The 16,293-nt window shown below is 63.9% G+C and carries 19 protein-coding genes, 1 pseudogene and 1 riboswitch; of the genes and pseudogenes, 8 read left to right on the top strand and 12 right to left on the bottom strand.

All coding sequences use genetic code 11. From position 1 onward, the window contains the following. Positions 1 to 40: 40 nt before the first annotated feature. The gene (gene aguB, locus J4O76_RS17375; RefSeq protein ID WP_426283099.1) at positions 41 to 901 is read right to left on the bottom strand and encodes an N-carbamoylputrescine amidase; all 861 of its coding nucleotides are present in this window, start codon (positions 899 to 901) and stop codon (positions 41 to 43) included. A 175-nt stretch (positions 902 to 1,076) separates the two neighbouring features. Here aguB and ung point away from each other — a divergent pair, with 175 nt between their 5' ends. Both ung and J4O76_RS17365 read left to right on the top strand, forming a co-directional pair. Continuing rightward, a complete protein-coding gene (gene ung, locus J4O76_RS17370) occupies positions 1,077 to 1,772 on the top strand; it encodes a uracil-DNA glycosylase (protein ID WP_426283098.1) in 696 nt (231 codons plus the stop codon). Beyond that, positions 1,772 to 2,071, top strand: a complete 300-nt coding sequence (locus J4O76_RS17365) for an alkylphosphonate utilization protein (RefSeq protein WP_426283097.1) — start codon at positions 1,772 to 1,774, stop codon at positions 2,069 to 2,071. The genes ung and J4O76_RS17365 overlap by 1 nt, the downstream gene beginning before the upstream one ends. A gap of 36 nt (positions 2,072 to 2,107) precedes the next feature. Here J4O76_RS17365 and J4O76_RS17360 read toward each other — a convergent pair whose 3' ends face one another. After that, positions 2,108 to 2,962: a hypothetical protein gene (locus J4O76_RS17360; RefSeq protein ID WP_426283096.1), complete on the bottom strand. Its 855-nt coding sequence runs from the start codon at positions 2,960 to 2,962 to the stop codon at positions 2,108 to 2,110. 145 nt (positions 2,963 to 3,107) lie between these two features. On the opposite strand from J4O76_RS17360, the gene J4O76_RS17355 reads away from it, so the two are divergent. The 3 genes from J4O76_RS17355 to relB are packed head-to-tail and all read left to right on the top strand — an operon-like array spanning position 3,108 to position 3,887. Beyond that, positions 3,108 to 3,362, top strand: coding sequence for a type II toxin-antitoxin system Phd/YefM family antitoxin (locus J4O76_RS17355; RefSeq protein ID WP_426283095.1), 255 nt, complete (start codon positions 3,108 to 3,110; stop codon positions 3,360 to 3,362). Continuing rightward, complete coding sequence (locus J4O76_RS17350; RefSeq protein ID WP_426283094.1) at positions 3,359 to 3,625, top strand: Txe/YoeB family addiction module toxin; 267 nt, start codon at positions 3,359 to 3,361, stop codon at positions 3,623 to 3,625. The genes J4O76_RS17355 and J4O76_RS17350 overlap by 4 nt, the downstream gene beginning before the upstream one ends. Positions 3,626 to 3,665: 40 nt before the next feature. Continuing rightward, positions 3,666 to 3,887 carry a type II toxin-antitoxin system RelB family antitoxin gene (gene relB, locus J4O76_RS17345; RefSeq protein ID WP_426283093.1) on the top strand — a complete coding sequence of 74 codons (222 nt, stop codon included), beginning with the start codon at positions 3,666 to 3,668 and terminating at the stop codon, positions 3,885 to 3,887. Positions 3,888 to 3,926: 39 nt separating this feature from the next. Here the strand turns inward: relB and J4O76_RS17340 are convergent, their stop codons facing one another. From J4O76_RS17340 to J4O76_RS17300, 9 genes and pseudogenes are all read right to left on the bottom strand, one after another. Then, the gene (locus J4O76_RS17340) at positions 3,927 to 4,508 is read right to left on the bottom strand and encodes a Swt1 family HEPN domain-containing protein (RefSeq protein WP_426283092.1); all 582 of its coding nucleotides are present in this window, start codon (positions 4,506 to 4,508) and stop codon (positions 3,927 to 3,929) included. Further along, positions 4,501 to 5,118 carry a DUF5343 domain-containing protein gene (locus tag J4O76_RS17335; RefSeq protein ID WP_426283091.1) on the bottom strand — a complete coding sequence of 206 codons (618 nt, stop codon included), beginning with the start codon at positions 5,116 to 5,118 and terminating at the stop codon, positions 4,501 to 4,503. Before J4O76_RS17335 ends, J4O76_RS17340 begins: the two co-directional genes overlap by 8 nt. Positions 5,119 to 5,178: 60 nt before the next feature. Beyond that, on the bottom strand, positions 5,179 to 7,146 hold the full coding sequence (gene thiC, locus J4O76_RS17330) for a phosphomethylpyrimidine synthase ThiC (protein WP_426283090.1): 1,968 nt from the start codon (positions 7,144 to 7,146) through the stop codon (positions 5,179 to 5,181). A 39-nt stretch (positions 7,147 to 7,185) separates the two neighbouring features. Continuing rightward, positions 7,186 to 7,295, bottom strand: a riboswitch (TPP riboswitch). Between the two features lie 409 nt (positions 7,296 to 7,704). Next, on the bottom strand, positions 7,705 to 8,577 hold the full coding sequence (locus tag J4O76_RS17325) for an outer membrane protein (protein ID WP_056487675.1): 873 nt from the start codon (positions 8,575 to 8,577) through the stop codon (positions 7,705 to 7,707). A gap of 79 nt (positions 8,578 to 8,656) precedes the next feature. After that, positions 8,657 to 9,706 carry a ferritin-like domain-containing protein gene (locus J4O76_RS17320; RefSeq protein WP_333961058.1) on the bottom strand — a complete coding sequence of 350 codons (1,050 nt, stop codon included), beginning with the start codon at positions 9,704 to 9,706 and terminating at the stop codon, positions 8,657 to 8,659. 49 nt (positions 9,707 to 9,755) lie between these two features. Next, a complete protein-coding gene (locus tag J4O76_RS17315; RefSeq protein ID WP_056064415.1) occupies positions 9,756 to 10,748 on the bottom strand; it encodes a ferritin-like domain-containing protein in 993 nt (330 codons plus the stop codon). Positions 10,749 to 11,141: 393 nt separating this feature from the next. Then, the gene (locus tag J4O76_RS17310) at positions 11,142 to 11,984 is read right to left on the bottom strand and encodes a MipA/OmpV family protein (protein WP_107954165.1); all 843 of its coding nucleotides are present in this window, start codon (positions 11,982 to 11,984) and stop codon (positions 11,142 to 11,144) included. Positions 11,985 to 12,074: 90 nt separating this feature from the next. Continuing rightward, positions 12,075 to 12,464: a DUF2141 domain-containing protein gene (locus J4O76_RS17305; protein WP_133020451.1), complete on the bottom strand. Its 390-nt coding sequence runs from the start codon at positions 12,462 to 12,464 to the stop codon at positions 12,075 to 12,077. Then, positions 12,361 to 12,789, bottom strand: a pseudogene (locus tag J4O76_RS17300) (sterol desaturase family protein); the annotation flags it as partial. The pseudogene J4O76_RS17300 and the gene J4O76_RS17305, both read right to left, overlap by 104 nt. 58 nt (positions 12,790 to 12,847) lie before the next feature. Here J4O76_RS17300 and J4O76_RS17295 point away from each other — a divergent pair. The 3 genes from J4O76_RS17295 to J4O76_RS17285 all read left to right on the top strand — a co-directional run bounded on the left by J4O76_RS17295 (position 12,848) and on the right by J4O76_RS17285 (position 15,580). Beyond that, entirely contained in the window at positions 12,848 to 13,228 is a 381-nt protein-coding gene (locus J4O76_RS17295) for a hypothetical protein (protein WP_426283089.1), read from the top strand. A gap of 72 nt (positions 13,229 to 13,300) precedes the next feature. Continuing rightward, complete coding sequence (locus J4O76_RS17290; protein ID WP_426283088.1) at positions 13,301 to 15,262, top strand: beta-L-arabinofuranosidase domain-containing protein; 1,962 nt, start codon at positions 13,301 to 13,303, stop codon at positions 15,260 to 15,262. 117 nt (positions 15,263 to 15,379) lie between these two features. Beyond that, on the top strand, positions 15,380 to 15,580 hold the full coding sequence (locus tag J4O76_RS17285) for a hypothetical protein (RefSeq protein WP_426283086.1): 201 nt from the start codon (positions 15,380 to 15,382) through the stop codon (positions 15,578 to 15,580). Between the two features lie 10 nt (positions 15,581 to 15,590). On the opposite strand, the gene J4O76_RS17280 is transcribed toward J4O76_RS17285, so the two are convergent. Then, on the bottom strand, positions 15,591 to 16,118 hold the full coding sequence (locus J4O76_RS17280) for a GNAT family N-acetyltransferase (protein WP_426283085.1): 528 nt from the start codon (positions 16,116 to 16,118) through the stop codon (positions 15,591 to 15,593). Positions 16,119 to 16,293 lie beyond the last annotated feature (175 nt).

Here is a 16,293-nt window from a genome sequence, read left to right as displayed (position 1 = left end):
CGCGCCAGCCACCTCCCCCTGGCGGGGGAGGATCGAGAGGTCAGATGTCCTGGACCAGACGGCCGTATAGATCTGGGCGGCGGTCGCGGAAGAAGCCGAAGGCGGCGCGGTGGCGCTTGACGATGTCGAGGTCGATCGTCGCGGTGATCACGCCTTCGTCGTCGCGGCCTAGCTCTGCCAGGATGTCGCCGCGCTCGTCGGCGATGAAGCTGGTGCCGTAGAAGGTCTGGCCGTGCTCGACGCCGACGCGGTTGGCGGCGACGATCGGCACGACGTTGCTGACCGCGTGGCCGACCATGGCGCGGCGCCAGAGCCGGGCGGTGTCGAGCGAGGTGTCGTGCGGTTCGCTGCCGATCGCGGTGGGGTAGAACAGCACTTCGGCGCCCATCAGCATCATCGCGCGCGCCGTCTCCGGGTACCATTGGTCCCAGCAGACGCCGACGCCTAGCGTCGTCCGTCCGGCGTCCGACGCATGCGGCCAGACCTTGAAGCCGGTGTTGCCGGGGCGGAAGTAGAACTTCTCCTCGTAGCCGGGGCCGTCGGGGATGTGGCTCTTGCGGTAGACGCCCTGGATGTTGCCGTCGGGGCCGATCATCGCGAGGCTGTTATAGTGATGCGGGCCGTCCGCCTCGAAGAAGCTGGTCGGGATGGTGACCTTGAGCGCCTCGGCGAGCGCCTGCATCGCGAGCACCGCCTTGTGCTCGCCGACCGGGGCGGCGTTGGCGAACAGGCCCTCGTCCTCGACGCGGCAGAAATACTCGCCTTCGAACAGTTCTGGCGGCAGGATGACCTGCGCGCCTTTCGCCGCAGCCTCGTGGACTAGGCGCGACACGTTGGCGATGTTGCGGTCGATGTTGGGCGTGAAACCCAGCTGCAGCGCGGCGACGGTGATCTCGGTCATGGCGGCGCATATAAGGTGACGCGCCATGGAGTGCGAGCCTTCTTGCTGTTCCCCCGCGGAGGCGGGGGTCCAGGGTAACGAGGGGCATCGTTTGTGATCCTGGGCCCCCGCCTTCGAGGGGGAACATCAGGAGGGGCGATTGACACTCCCCTGCCCTGTCCGACATGCGGCGGGGATGATCGATCACACGCTCCCGCCAAGCTGGCAGTCGCTGGAAACCGAGTTCGAGGCGCCGTACATGCGCGCGCTCGATGCGTTTCTGGAAGCCGAGCGGGCGGCGGGGGCTCGGGTGTTTCCGGAGGATGCGGACCGGTTTCGGGCTTTGGAGCTGACGCCGCTCGATCAGGTCAGGTGCGTCATCCTGGGGCAGGATCCGTATCATGGCGAGGGGCAGGCGCATGGGCTGAGCTTCTCGGTGCGGGAGGGCGTTCGGACGCCGCCTAGTCTGGTGAATATCTACAAGGAGCTGGAGGCGGATCTGGGGATCCCGCGGGCACGCCATGGCATGCTCGATCATTGGGCGGCGCAGGGCGTGTTGCTGCTCAATGCCGTGCTGAGCGTGCGGTTGGGGGAGGCTGCGTCGCATCAGAAGCGGGGGTGGGAGCGGTTTACCGATGCGGTCATCGCGGCGGTGAACGCGCAGGACAAACCGGTCGTGTTCCTGCTGTGGGGGGCGTATGCGCAGAAGAAGGCGGCGTTCGTCGACGACGTTGCGAAGGGCGGGCGGCATCTGGTGATCCAGTCCGCGCACCCGTCGCCGCTGGCGGCACGGACCGGTTTCTTCGGATCGCGGCCGTTCAGCCGGGCCAACGACTTTCTCGAAACCCATGGGCGCGCGCCGATCGACTGGGCGCTGCCGGAGACCGACTAATGAGCGACGAATATGTCTATGACGAAGCGACCGGCGAGTGGGTTGCGGGTGGTACGGCGACCGCGGTGGCGGCGGATGATGGCGCGGTGGTGGTGCGCGATTCGGTCGGCAACGTGCTGGCGGATGGCGACCAGGTGACGCTGATCAAGGACCTTACCGTGAAGGGTGCGGGGCAGACTCTCAAGCGCGGGACGGTGATCAAGTCGATACGGCTGACCGGCGACGCGCAGGAGATCGACTGTCGGTACGAGGGGATCAAGGGACTGGTGCTGCGCGCGGAGTTCGTTCGGAAGCGGTAGGTTGGGAGATGGGCGACGCCAAAGGTCACGATAAAGTTACGCTCGGAAACGGCGCCGGCCAGGACCTTCATGGTCATCCTCCCCCTCCTGGACGCGAACCCTCTCGGGATATTTGGGCGGGATCGTCGCCTTCGCGGCGGCGAGTTGCGCCTCGAACGTCTGGACGGACGGTGCGGAACCGGTTGACGCGGGACGGCGCTGGGCGACGGGTTCGGCGCGGATATCGGCGACTTCGAGCGCCATCACCAGCGCCTCGGGGGCCATCAGGCGGTGCGGTTCGGCGGGCATCGGCGGCGCGAGCGCGGCGAGCGTGGCCTCGACCGGCGACACCGGGATGGGCGCCGGCGCAGGCGACTGGCCGGGGGTGCGATAGCGATCCGGTTGGTGCGCCCGCAGGAGGAACATCAGCAGCCGATCGTTGAAGCGGACGCGCTGGCCGACGCGGTTGCCGTCGCGGTCGAACACCGGCTCGGGCGATCCATTGATCGCGCGATCGAAGGCGAGATCGACCAGCCGCAGCGACGCGGTCTGCACCGCCGCATCCCATGCCGCCGCGAACGCCGCGCCATCGGCCGCGCGGCGCAGGCGGTAACACGAGGTCGCCGACATGTTCACCTCGCGCGCGGCCTGCGTGACCGAGCCGGTATCCGCCAGCACGCCGATGAACGCCTGCTGCGTCGCGACCGTCCAGCCATCGTGCCGCACCTTCCGCCGGACCGGCACCCAGTCGTATTCGGCGAGATCGAAGTCCTCGACCGTCGGGAGATGCTCCGCCTCGACGATGGTCATCGCGGTGGTCCGTGCGGTTGGCTCGGGAGCGGCCGGTTCGAGAGTGGGGGCGATGTCGGGGATGACATCGCGGCGAGAGCGCGTGCGCGTAGGTTTGGTCATGGCCGGAGCGGATCAGGCGGGCGGCGTGTAGGACAGCGTTTGCGTGGGCTGTTGGACTTTTTACGCCGGAGGTGTGGCTCGACGGCATCCTTCACGACAGCCGCGCGTGATTGACATTGGACAGAATACTGTCCATCTTCCATCCATGCAGACCGTGACCTATTCCGAAGCGCGCGAGAACCTTAAGTCGGTGCTCGACAAGGCTGTGGCGGACCGCGCGCCCGTGATGATCACGCGCCAGCGCGGCGAGAATGTCGTGTTGATCTCGGCGAGCGAATGGGCCGGGATGGAAGAGACGCTGCATTTGATGGCGTCGCCGGCGAACGCGAAGAGGCTGCTGGACGGGATCGCACGGCTTGATGCCGGCGAGGGCGAAGAGCACGCGCTCATGCAACCTTGAAGGTCACTTTCGATCCGGAAGGCTGGTCCGAGTATCTCGGCTGGCAACAGGCGGACGCCAAGGTCCTGCAACGGATCAATGTCCTGATCGAGGAATGTAGGCGACACCCGTTCACCGGCATCGGTAGGCCTGAGCCGTTGCGGCAGAACCTCACGGGTTGGTGGTCGCGACGGATCACGGGCGAGCACCGACTGGTGTACCGGGTTCGTGGTGCGGGTGACGCGCAGGCACTCGAGGTGTTGTCGTGCCGGTATCATTATTGAGGCATATCGGTCAGTCTACTGTTCTTTAGAAAAGGCAGCGATGATGTTGGCAGTTCGATTGAGTGAGCAGACCGAGGGACGACTGGAAGCGCTTGCCGCACGCACCGGTAGGAGCAAGACCTTCTATGCACGGGCGGCAATCGAGGCGCATCTAGACGATCTCGAAGACTTCTATCTTGCCGAAGACCGACTGCGCGATTTCCGCGAGAGTGACGCTATCCCGCTCAGCACGCTGAAGGCCGAGCTTGGTCTGGACGACTGAATTACCGCCGAAATTTGACAAAATTATATAAACGAATTATTACAATCCGATTACTCTGTTCCAATCAGCGATATACATGTAAAGCCGGTTAAACTCACTTGGAAGTAGCATTCTATTGTGAGCTATGAAGTTTCTCGACTTTTCTATTTCATCCATTCTCTGCGAAAGCCAATGCTGCGAGGGGATTACATCTTTGAAGCAATCCCATTTCGATACAATAATTTGGCCTAACTGACCGAAATCAGCGAACCCAAGAATATCTGTCTTTTGGCCTTCGAGCCAAGAATCCTTTAAGGCGGCGTTGCGTCGCCCCTGCGCATGCTGCAAGATTTTTAGAGGCAGCAATGATGCCCAGTCGGCTCCTTCGTTCTCTTCCAATCGCTCTCTAATAAAATCACGTATTTCATTTTCGAAGCAAAAGAGGAGCGCATAGAGCCTTGACATTTCAAGAGCTTCGTTCCTCCTTTGGACACCGAATGGCGCCAGCGATTCAGCCAGCAGCGATTCCTCTATAGCTGTCGTGCTCGCGCCGATCTGAATTCCGGCCTTCTGGAAAACGCTAGCTTCGGATTCGAACAGAAGACCTCGGAACAAAAACGCCCTGAGCTGGTCCTTATTCAACGAAGTGCTCCTTCAGCGATTTAAATATCGCATTATACACTTCTACGTCTTTGGTCGCGGGCAGATGGATTTGTACGTTATAATGCAATCCAGATAGCAGAACTGAGCTAGGACTGACCTTCGCCGGTGCAGCAGCATCCCGCTTCTTTAAAGGTTCAGCTTCCGCAGCAACATCCTTTCTAGGCGCTTCCGCAGACAAATCGGCAAGGCTCAGCAAAGCAAAGAAAGTTTTCGACATTCGCTGCGATACGTCATCACTGACATTGTGATAGCTCTCAAATTTTCCAGTTATAGCGACTTGATCCGACTTTGTTGGATGCGACTTTATTAGAAATATGTCTCCATACGCCTCCTTGAGCGCATCGTTCATTACAGCCTGAGAACGAGAGTGATCACGATATTCATGATAACGTTGTGTCGGCTGACCAGTAGCGGTTAAAAAACCAAGTGATTTCAGTAACGGAATAAATGCCCGATCATTCGATGATGCAAATCCCCAATCCTTAAGCAGTTGTGTCGTAACTTGCGATGGTGCTTGGCCGTCACGAGTTTTACTAAACAGGTCCGGAATTCTGTTCGCCGCCTGGACCCAGGAACTCGACAATGCCATCAAAATGCCCCTTTTTCGGGCAGCTTATGATAACAAACTTTTTAATCAAGAGAATGATCGCTACTCCGACGCTGGAAGATAAATCTCGCCACCGCGCTCCTTAAACACCTCACTCATCGCGGCCATGCCCTTCTCCGCATCGGCATGCGTCGCGCCCTTGGCAAAGAGTGCGCGGGAATCATCGGCCTTCACGGTAACCCCCGCGGACAGGAACGTGTCAGCCGGTGCGTTCTGTTTCGCCGCGAAGTCGCGCACCTCCTGCGTGATCTTCATCGAGCAGAATTTCGGGCCGCACATCGAGCAGAAGTGGGCGGTCTTGGCGCCTTCGGCTGGCAGCGTCTGGTCGTGGTAGTGTTCGGCGGTGTCGGGGTCGAGGGAGAGGTTGAACTGGTCTCTCCAGCGGAACTCGAACCTTGCGCGGCTTAGCGCGTCGTCGCGCATCTGGGCGGCGGGGTGGCCTTTGGCGAGGTCGGCAGCGTGGGCGGCTAGTTTGTAGGTGACTACGCCAACCTTGACGTCGTCGCGGTCGGGGAGGCCCAGGTGCTCCTTGGGCGTGACGTAGCAGAGCATCGCGGTGCCGTACCAGCCGATCATCGCGGCGCCGATGCCGCTGGTGATGTGGTCGTAGCCGGGGGCTATGTCCGTGGTGAGTGGTCCTAGCGTGTAGAAGGGTGCTTCGCCGCAGACCTCGAGTTGCTTGTCCATGTTCTCCTTGATCTTGTGCATCGGCACGTGGCCGGGGCCTTCGATCATGACCTGGACGTCGCTCTTCCACGCGCGGTGGGTGAGTTCGCCGAGCGTGTAGAGTTCGCTGAACTGCGCTTCGTCGTTGGCGTCGGCGATGCTGCCGGGGCGCAGGCCGTCGCCGAGGCTGTAGGCGATGTCGTACGCCTTCATGATCTCGGTGATCTCGTCGAAGCGCTCGTAGAGGAAGCTCTCCTTGTGGTGGCTGAGGCACCATTTCGCCATGATCGAGCCGCCGCGCGAGACGATGCCGGTGACGCGTTTCGCGGTCATCGGGATGTAGGCGAGGCGCACGCCGGCGTGGATCGTGAAGTAATCGACGCCCTGTTCGGCCTGCTCGATGAGCGTGTCGCGGAAGATCTCCCAGGTGAGGTCCTCGGCGACGCCGCCGACCTTTTCGAGCGCCTGGTAGATGGGCACGGTGCCGATCGGGACTGGCGAGTTGCGCAGGATCCATTCGCGGGTGTCGTGGATGTTGCGGCCGGTGCTGAGGTCCATCACCGTGTCCGCGCCCCAGCGGATCGACCAGACGAGCTTGTCGACTTCGGCGGCGACGTTGCTGGCAACCGCGGAGTTGCCGATGTTGGCGTTGATCTTGACGAGGAAGTTGCGGCCGATCGCCATCGGTTCGGATTCGGGGTGGTTGATGTTGTTGGGGATGATCGCGCGACCGCGGGCGATCTCGTCGCGGACGAATTCGGGGGTTACGAAGTCGGGGATCTGCGCGCCGAAGCTTTCGCCGTCTCGCTTGTAGTCTTTCAGCATGGCTCGGCCGAGGTTTTCTCGGGTGGCGACGTATTCCATTTCTGGGGTGATGATGCCGCGGCGGGCGTAGTGCATCTGGCTGACGTTGTGGCCGGCGCGCGCGCGGAGGGGGCGCTTGATGGTGGCGGGGAATTGGGGGACGCCGGAGTCTTTGTTGCCGCCCTGCGATGCCGCTTGGGCGGTGCGGTCTGAACCGAGCCGGCTGGCGGCAAGATAGCCGTTGTCTTCGGGGCGGAGTTCTCGGGCTTCGTAGGATTCGACGTCGCCTCTGGCTTCGATCCAGGCGCGGCGGAGCTGGGGGAGGCCGGCGTTGATGTCGATCGTCGCGCGGGGGTCGGTGTAGGGGCCGCTGGTGTCGTAGACGCGTAACGGGGGTTCGGAGCAGCTCGGGTCGAGGATGATCTCGCGCATGGCGACGCGGACTTCCGGGCTGGAGGGGACCGCGACGTGGATTTTGCGCGAGCCTCGGATCGGGCCGGTGGTTACGCCGATGTCGGTGGTCTTTTGCGTGACGGCCATGCGCTTGCTCCTACGGGTCTCGGAGCAAGGCTTACGGTTCTGTGGCGACCGCTCCCTCCCTCCGCCGGTATCAACCGGATCAGGTTCAGCGGGTCGAAGGCTCCTGCCTTCCTCTCAAGCGCGGATTAGCGCTCCCCCGGGGTGGGGTGAGCATAGGGGGGTTGGGGTGGGGTGCAATGGGGAATTTGGGGGGGCTTGGGGTGCGGGGGCGAGACGTTTGGGCTTGGGGCTTGACCTTCGACTTCGCTCAGGGCGATCGGAAGCTTTAGCGATCCTCCCCCGCCAGGGGGAGGTGGCTGGCACTTGCCAGACGAAGGGGCGGTAAGGGATCACCGCTGTTGCGTGGCCCTCCCCCTCCGTCACCTTCGGTGCCACCTCCCCCTGGCGGGGGAGGATCGAGCACATAAAGAAAAGGCCGCTGCCCGGGTTGGGGCAACGGCCTTTTCTGTCACTCCGCGCGCCGTCAGTCGTAGCTGAGCTACGCCTTGTGGCGTGCTTTGCTGCGCTTGTCGGGCTTGGGCGAGTCATGCACCAGCTTGGTGCAGGCCGCCCTTCGCCTCAGAACCGGAAGCTCACCGTGCCGCGCAGCGAGTGCCAGCGGAACTGGTCGTCGCTGCGGCGGAAGGCCGTGCCGGCGGTGTTGGGGGCGAGCACGAACGGGTTGTTCGCGAGCAAGACCGGGCTGCCGGTGATCGCGCTGCCAGCGGTGACGAGGACGCGTGCGTCGTCATCCTTGTACTGGTGGTAGGTGTATTCCATGCCGATCGAGATGTTCTTGGTCAGCTTCTGCTCGATGCCGCCGCCACCGACATAGCCCCACTTCTTGTCCGAACCGGTGGCTGCGAACGCGTTGGCGGTGTTGGTGGTGAAGAACAGATTGTCGATCTTGGCATAGCCGGCGCCGCCGGTGGCGTAGAACAGCGTGTTGCGCGCGGCGAGACCGGCGCGGAGGCGGGCCGAGCCTTCCCACTTCAGCTTGCGTGCCATCGTGTAGCTGGCGGGCGTGGTCGAGAAGGCGGCGACGCTGTCGGTGATCTCGGACTTGCCGAATTCGCCGACGATGCCGACCACGAACGGACCGCGCTGCACGTCGAAGCCCGCGCGGCCGTAATACGACCAGCCGTCGTCGTCGTTGCGGCAACCATAAGCGGGCACCGCGGTGCGGGCGGAGCCGTTGCAGAAGCCCGGCGAGAAGGCGTTGGCGCCGGTGATGGTGTTGACGCTGTCGCTAAAATTGCCGTCGTTGTTGCGGTCGAACAGGATCGACGAGCCGACGTCGTTGCCCTGGACGTCATAGCCGCCGGCCGCGCCGATATAGACGCCCGAGAACGGCTTGGTGTCGGTGGTCATGTCCTGCGCGGCGGCCGGGACAGCGAAAATGCCCGCGGTCGCGAGACCGGCGAGCATGGTGAGCTTCGTGAAGTTGGTCATGGTCGTTCCCCAAACGAGGGCCGCGGCGCTCCCATTGCTCGCCGCGGCCCAAGGTTTCAGTTTCAGGCAGTGATCGCGATCACGCGTTGGCGCCGCTGGTCCGCAGCGAGTCGAGGCGGTTGTTGGTCCCGTTGGGGAAGAAGCCGCCGCCGATCTTTGCAGTGGGCGTCAGGTAGACGATGTTGTGCACCTGAGCGACCGAGCGGCTGTAGGCCAGGCCGTTCGCATCGGTGGGCACGATGTTCGAGATCGTCGGATCCGACCCGGTGATGCCCTGGTCGTCGTCGCCGATCACGCCGGTCGTCGCGTTGGTGACGGTGCCGTCGAGGCTGTCGCGCGCGTCGCTGATCTGGTTGGCGGCGGTGATGAGCGACGGGATCGGGTTCGGAGTCTGCAGACCCTTGCGATACAGGATCGTGCGGATCAGGCCTGCGTGATACGCCTCTGCCGCGAGGATGCCGGCGGCGGCCTCGAGATAGGTCTTGTTGGCGATCAGCGGTGCTGCGCCCTTATAGGCCGACACACCGACGTCTTCGAAGATGTACGCGCCGAGCAGGAAGCTGTTGTCGTCGGCATAGGGGTTGAACACACCCGTTGCACCGATGACGCCAGCCGCGCGGGCGGCCGCGGTGAACGCACCCGGAGCGGCAGCCGTGCCGACCGAGATGTCGATCGCAGGCTGGGCGACGGCGGCGCTGCCGAGCGCCGAGCGCAGGAAGGCGACGTGTGCGACTTCGTCGATCGCGATTTCGCGCGCGTATTCACGGACGACGGTATCCTGGAACGGCACCTGTGCGCCGCCGGTGACGGCACCCTGCGTACCGATGCCGGTCAGCATGTTGGCGTTGAGGCCGACACCGAATGCCGCGAAGGCGTAGAACTGCGCTTCGAGATATTCGAGGTTCAGTGCGACGTTGAGCACGTCGGCGTCGTTCAGTGCCGCAACCGGAGCCGGTCCCGGAGTCGGGGTCGGTGCGAGATCGGAATCGTCGCTGCCGCATGCCGAGAGCAGCGTGGCGCCGCCGATGGCGAGCGCGGAACCGCCGGCAAAGCGCAGGAAGTTACGACGTTCGTTGCGACGGCTGGCGATCGCGTCGAATATTTCCAGCTTGGTATTGAGATCGGTCATTGGGTTAATCCCCTGAATATCGAAGAAGAGCGGGTGATCGGACGACCGATCAGCTTGCCGCGATGCTCGTCTTGATGTTGCCGTTCATGCCGTTCGGGTAGAACCCGCCTGCCGACGCCGCACCCTTGTTGAGGTACACGATGTTGAGCACCTGGCTGGCCGAGCGGCTGAAGGCGACGCCGTTCGCATCGAGCGGAACGATGTTCGACGCGGTGACCGCGGCCTGCGTCGTGCTCAGGTTGATCGGCGTCTGCGAGATGGGCGAGATGCCCTGATCGAGATCGGTCGTACCGTCGAGGCTGTCGCGTGCGTTCGAGATCGCGTCGGCCGACTGGCGCAGCGACGGGGTCGCGATGCCCTTGCCGTACAGCGTCGTGCGGACGATCGCGGCGTGATACGCCTCGACCGCGAGCAGGCCGGCAGCGGCTTCGAGATAGGCCTTGCTGGTGAGCAGCGGGGCAGCGCCCTTGTATGCGGTCACGCCGACGTCTTCGAAGATGAACGCACCGAGCAGGAACGCTTCGTCCGATGCATAGGGATCGAACGCGGTGCCGGCGGGGACGAGGCCAGCAGCCTGGGCCGCGAGCGAGAACGCGCTGGTCGGCGAGACGCTGACGTCGATCACCGGCTGCGCGACGGCGGCGGTGCCGAGTGCGGTGCGGAGAAACTTGACGTGCGCGATCTCGTCCTGCGCGATCTCACGTGCGTACTGGCGGACGATCGGATCGGTGAAGTTGACCTGACGGCCACCGCGAACCGCACCCTGCGTGCTGGTACCGCTGAGCAGGCTGTTGTCGAGGCCGGTGCCGTAGGCGGCGTAGGAATAGAACTGCGCCTCGAGATATTCGAGGTTGAGTGCGAAGTTCAGGACGTCCGCATCGGTGATCGTCTGTGCCGACGCCGACGTGGAGAAGGACAGCGCGGTCGCACCGGCTGCGGTCATCGCAGCGGCGCCCAGCGCGGTCTTGAAGAATTCACGTCGCTCGCTGCGGCGTTCCACTCGCGCATCGAGGGCTTCGATCAGGTGCACGCTCTCGGTCATATCAGGGTCCTCCCCTTGCTGTTGCGGACGTCGAAATGCTCTGCGGCAGTCGCGCAACGGGGCATGCCCCGATCGGGTCGATTGCTCGAATCCCGCTCGTAACGCGCTCAATTACGGACATAAAAAAGGCCGTCCGTGGGGAGGAACGTACGCGCATGAAGAATGGATGCACGGTTCAAGGGGGTGCGATGAAATAAATTTCACGACCCGGCAGAGAGGCTTACCTGCTTGCGATGATTGGGGTTTTGGTGGCGGCTGGATGCCGGCTTCACCTTTCCCTGGTCCTCCCGGAAAACGCCCGGCAGGCCCTCTTTTCTCTCCCTACCGGAGAGAGAGAGAAAAGGTAACGCGTTCGGCGGATCGGGCCGAGCCGGATCCGCCGAAATCGATAGCTTAGAACGTGTAGGTCAGGCCGAGGGCGTAGAGCCACTGGTCCGCATCACCGACGTCGGCGACGATCGGGGTGTTCTTATACTTGCCGAGCATGCGACCGTAGAGGACGCCTGCGCCGACGCCGAAGCCGTGGCGCAGATCGCCCGAGAGGCTCTGCACGACGAACAGTGAGGCGTTCGCGCGACGGAAGCCGCTGTCGTTGATGTCGTAGGTGCGCAGGCCGCTGTTCAGCGAGCCGATCGGCGTCACGGCAGCATAGGTGCGGCCGAAGCCCTTGCCGGCATAATCCGCCGACACGCCGAGCGAGACGAGCGTACGGACCGACAGCGGCGTGGTGTAGTTCACCTGCGGGGTGATGACGTAGCTGTCATAGGTGCCCGAGACGTCGTGGACATACGCGACGCGCGCGGTGATCGTGTCGTAGTCGCTGGTGATGACGCCGGTCTTGCCGATGCCGACATAGCCGCCGAGCTCGTACGCGGTATCGATCTTGCCGAGTGCGCGGACCTGGCGGTTGTCGATGTCGCCGGTGCGATCGCGGCGGATACCGCCGATGACGCCGACTTCGTAGTTAATACCGACCTCGCCCGTGTTCGGGATCAGGTTGAAATAGAGCTGTGTGCCGCGGAGGAAGAAGTCATGCCCGCGCACCGTGCCGACGATGGCGCCGGCGGGGGTGAAGGAATTGCTGTCCGCACCCTCGTAATCGGGCATCGACACCGCACCGACCGCTATGGTGATACGGTTGTTGTCGCGCGGGTCGGTGATCGTTGGCGACGGGTTCGGATCGGTCTGGGCGAGCGCCGGGGTGGCGGTTGCCAGCACCGCGATTGCGGCAGACATGAGAAGGGTGAATGCGCGCAAGGAAATGCTCCGGAGAAAAAGGTTCCACGTCGCAACGCGGTAAAACCGTTTTCGGTCCGCTGCGATCGGTCAGAAGATGTAACGCATTTTTACCTGTTGCATTTCGGCATCACCGGCAAGCATGAACCGGGCGGCATCGAAACGCGGCGGACCGAAGCGGACGGCGGCATTGCGCGAGAACCCATAGCCCTCGCGCGGGATGCCCGCGATCGTATCGAGCTTCGCATTGCTGTTCTCGTCATGGATGATCGCGAGCGCGTAGCCGCGCTGTGGCAGGCCCGAAAAGCTGGTGGCGTGGACACTGGCGGGCAGCGTCCGCGTCAGTGCCTTGGCATCGTCGACGCAGGCGGGAAAATTATCGGGGTCCGCGGTGAGGCAGATCCGGATCATCCCCTTTGACGAGCGGAGATTGTCGACCTGGACATCGAGCCGCGTGACGGGCGCCGCCGCCGACAGCATCGCCCACGTCGTTGCGGCCGCGACTACGAACAGCCGCTTTCGCATGCGCGCCGGCAAGATCGCCGCGTTGCTTGTCGGTGCCGCAGAGCCGATCCCAAAAGCGGAAATAGAGGCCATAGTTGCACCCGTGTCGTTCGTGATGTCGCCGATGATGGCTCGCCGTGATCAGCCAGCCGCCCCATGCGCCCCGCCACATGAACCGGGGGAAAACCTCCCCACGTCATGCGATGCGTTACCCCATAGCCGTCGTGATCGTCAGTACCAGACCCGGCGCGCCGATGTTGATCGGAATCAACCGCACCAGTAGCGAAATTACCACAGCGCCGTGATTGGCTCGATCGGATCGCCTCGATCAGGAGGCCGCGAGACGTCGTTGTAGGCACATGATAGTGTCGAGCGATTACAACATGATGGAGTCGTCGATGGTTCTGCTCGCGTTGATCCTGACCGTAACCGGGTATTCCGGTATGCCCCCCGCGACCCGTGCAGGGTTCGAGGCGCTGGGGCGGCGTACCGATAGGCAGTGCCCGGCACGCCATGTACGGACGATTACCCCCGGCGACCTAGATTATCTCCAGGACGGGTTCGAGCGGAACCTGTCGAGGCTGGACCGCGCGCGGTTGGCTGCCATCAATACCGCGGACCGGCGTTGCGCCCACCGCGACGGGCTGGCGTGCCAGACCTCGGCGACGATGGGTGCGATGCAGACCACGCGGCTCGTGTCCCGGTTCGCCAGCTATGTGTGTGCGCACCGGGTACCCTGACCCTCTGCCTCTTTCGCCGGCACGACACGCCTGCTACTCAGACAAATAATGAGAGCATAAGAGGGTGTCGTTATGGTCGAGCTGTGCCGCGGGGGCCAATCCCGCCGGAAATTCCTGACGGGTGTCGCGACCGGTGCTCTGACCGTGGGCTCGCTGTCGATCGGTTCGCAGGCGTTTGCGTTCGTGCCGCCAGAGGTGGTGCCCGTGACGGTGCCGACCGCGACATTGCAGGCGTTCGACCTGGCCGACGTCACGCTTGGCGAGGGGCCGTTCCTGCATGCGCAGCGCAAAACCGAGGCGTATCTGCTCGCGCTGCAACCCGACCGGATGCTCCACAATTTCCGGGTGAATGCCGGGCTGGCGCCGAAAGCACCGGTCTACGGCGGCTGGGAATCGGATCCGCTGTGGGCCGACATCAACTGCCACGGGCATACGCTGGGTCATTATCTGTCGGCGTGTGCGCTCGCCTATCGATCGACCGGCGACCGGCGGTTCAAGGCGCGGATCGACCATATCGCGCGCGAACTGGCGGCGTGCCAGGCGGCGTCGGGGACCGGGCTGGTCTGTGCGTTCCCGGATGGGCCGGCGCTGGTGGCGGCGCATCTGCGCGGCGATCCGATCACCGGCGTGCCGTGGTACACGCTGCACAAGGTGTATGCGGGCCTGCGCGATGCAACGCTGCTGGCGGACAGCGATACGGCGCGTGCGGTGCTGCTGCGGCTGGCCGACTGGGCGGTGGTCGCGAGCCGTCCGCTGAGCGACGCGCAGTTCGAGACCATGCTGGATACCGAGCATGGCGGCATGAACGAGGTGTTCGCCGACCTCTACACGATGACCGGGACCGCCGAGTATCGGACGATGGCGGAGCGGTTCTCGCACAAGGCGATCCTCGCGCCGCTGGCCAAGAGCCGCGACCATCTCGACGGGCTGCATGCCAATACGCAGGTGCCGAAGATCATCGGTTTCCAGCGGGTGTGGGAGGTGACGGGGAAGCCCGAATACCGCGATGCGTCCGAATTCTTCTGGAAAACGGTGGCGCTGACGCGGTCGTTCGCGACCGGCGGGCACGGCGACAACGAGCATTTCTTTCCGGTCGCCGATTTCGCCGAGCATGTCCTGTCGGCGAAGGGATCGGAGACGTGTTGCCAGCACAACATGCTGAAGCTGACGCGGGCGCTGTTCCTGCACGATCCGCAGGCGGGCTATGCCGATTATTACGAGCGGACGCTGTATAACGGGATCCTCGCGTCGCAGGACCCGGATAGCGGCATGGCGACGTACTTCCAGGGTGCGCGGCCGGGCTACATGAAGCTGTATCACACGCCCGAGAACTCGTTCTGGTGCTGCACCGGCACGGGGATGGAGAACCACGTCAAATACCGCGACTCGATCTATTTCCACGACGACCGCGCGCTGTACGTGAATTTGTTCGTGCCCTCCGCCGTGCGCTGGAAGGACAAGGACGCGGTGCTGACGCAGGTGACGGCGTTCCCCGATGCGGCGACGACGACGCTGCGCTGGACGTTGAAGCGGCCGGCCGAGCTGACGCTGAAGCTGCGCCATCCGGGGTGGAGCCGGACCGCGGTGGTGCTGGTGAACGGGGTCGAGGCGGTGCGGTCGACCGGTCCGGGCCGGTATCTGGAATTGGCGCGGGGGTGGCGCGACGGCGATACGGTGGAGTTGCGGCTGGATATGCGCGCCGGGGTCGAGCGGTCGCCGGCCGCACCGGATATCGTCGCGTTCACTTACGGGCCGCTGGTGATGGCGGGCAGCTTAGGGCGCGAGGGGCTGGCGCCGGGATCGGACATCATCGTCAACGAGCGCAAATATGGCGAATATAATGCCGCGCCGTTCACGCCGCCGACTCTGGCGGGCGATCCCGATACGATCGCAGAGAAGATGCGCGCGGGGGACCGGCCGCTGGAGTTCACGATCCTCGCGGCGGACCGGCAGCCGGTGCGGATGGTGCCGTATTTCCGCGTGGCGCATGAGCGGTATGCGACCTACTGGCCGATCGCGCCGGGATTGGCGTAGGTCGGGCGGTGTAGTCCCGGCACGTTCGTGCGGTTGCGATAGCCTCTATGCAGTGCGGCGAAACCTGATAGCCTCCCTCTCCAGAGCAGGACGACCTGCCAATACGGAGAGAGATGCATGGCACATCAAAACGCCGCGCGCGGGGATACCGGCACGAATACCAGCGCCCATTCCGGCAGGGATCACAAGAGCCTGATCTACGTGATCGCGGGGAGTATATTGGCGCTGGGGCTGGTGTTGATGGCGTTCTACGACCGGGCGGGCGATCCCATGCCGATCGCGTCGGCGCAAAATCCGGTGGTTACTGCGCAGAAATAGCGCCGGGTCTTTACGACGCCGCGGCTCGGTCGAAGATCAGGATCGGCGCGTCTCGGTAGGTCCCCGTGATGCGGAGGCGGTAGCCTAGCCGTTCCGCGAGACGGATCGAGGGGGCGTTGGCGGGGTCTATGATGCAGGTCGTCGCGGGGATGCGCGCGTCGGTCCAGGCGAGGATCGCGGCGAGCGCTTCGGAGGCGTAGCCCTTGCCTTGCGCGTCGCCGGTTAGCGTCCAGCCGACTTCGGGGGTGGCGTCGATCGGGGGGTCGATGGCTCTGCGGGCTTCGATGAGGCCGAGTTCGCCGATGAGGTGGCCTGTGGCAGTCTCGCGGGCGATCCAGCTGCCGTAGCCGAACAGCGTCCATTGGCCGATCGAGCGGAGGAGGCGGATCCAGACGTCCTCGCGCGATCGGGGCTGGCCGCCGATCGTCGTGTAGACGCGCGGGTCGGTCCACATCGCGGCGCAGTCTTCGAGGTCTGTGGCGGCGTGGGCGGTCAGGGTTAGCCGGTCGGTGGTTAGCGTGGGGGCGGATGTGGGCATTCGTGCTGTCTAAGAGCGATCTTGGTGGAAGGGTATCTGTCGCCGCGCACTCTCCCCTCCCTGGAAGGGAGGGGTCGGGGGTGGGTCGGCCAGCTTGAGCCACTGGCGTTCCGGTTTGCGGAAACCGACCCACCCCCAGCCCCTCCCTTCCAGGGAGGGGAGCAGCTTGGGCTTT

Source organism: Sphingomonas sp. NFX23, from assembly GCF_049887795.1.
In the GTDB taxonomy this organism is placed as follows: Bacteria; Pseudomonadota; Alphaproteobacteria; order Sphingomonadales; family Sphingomonadaceae; genus Sphingomonas.
This window is presented reverse-complemented; position numbering and strand designations above follow the sequence as displayed.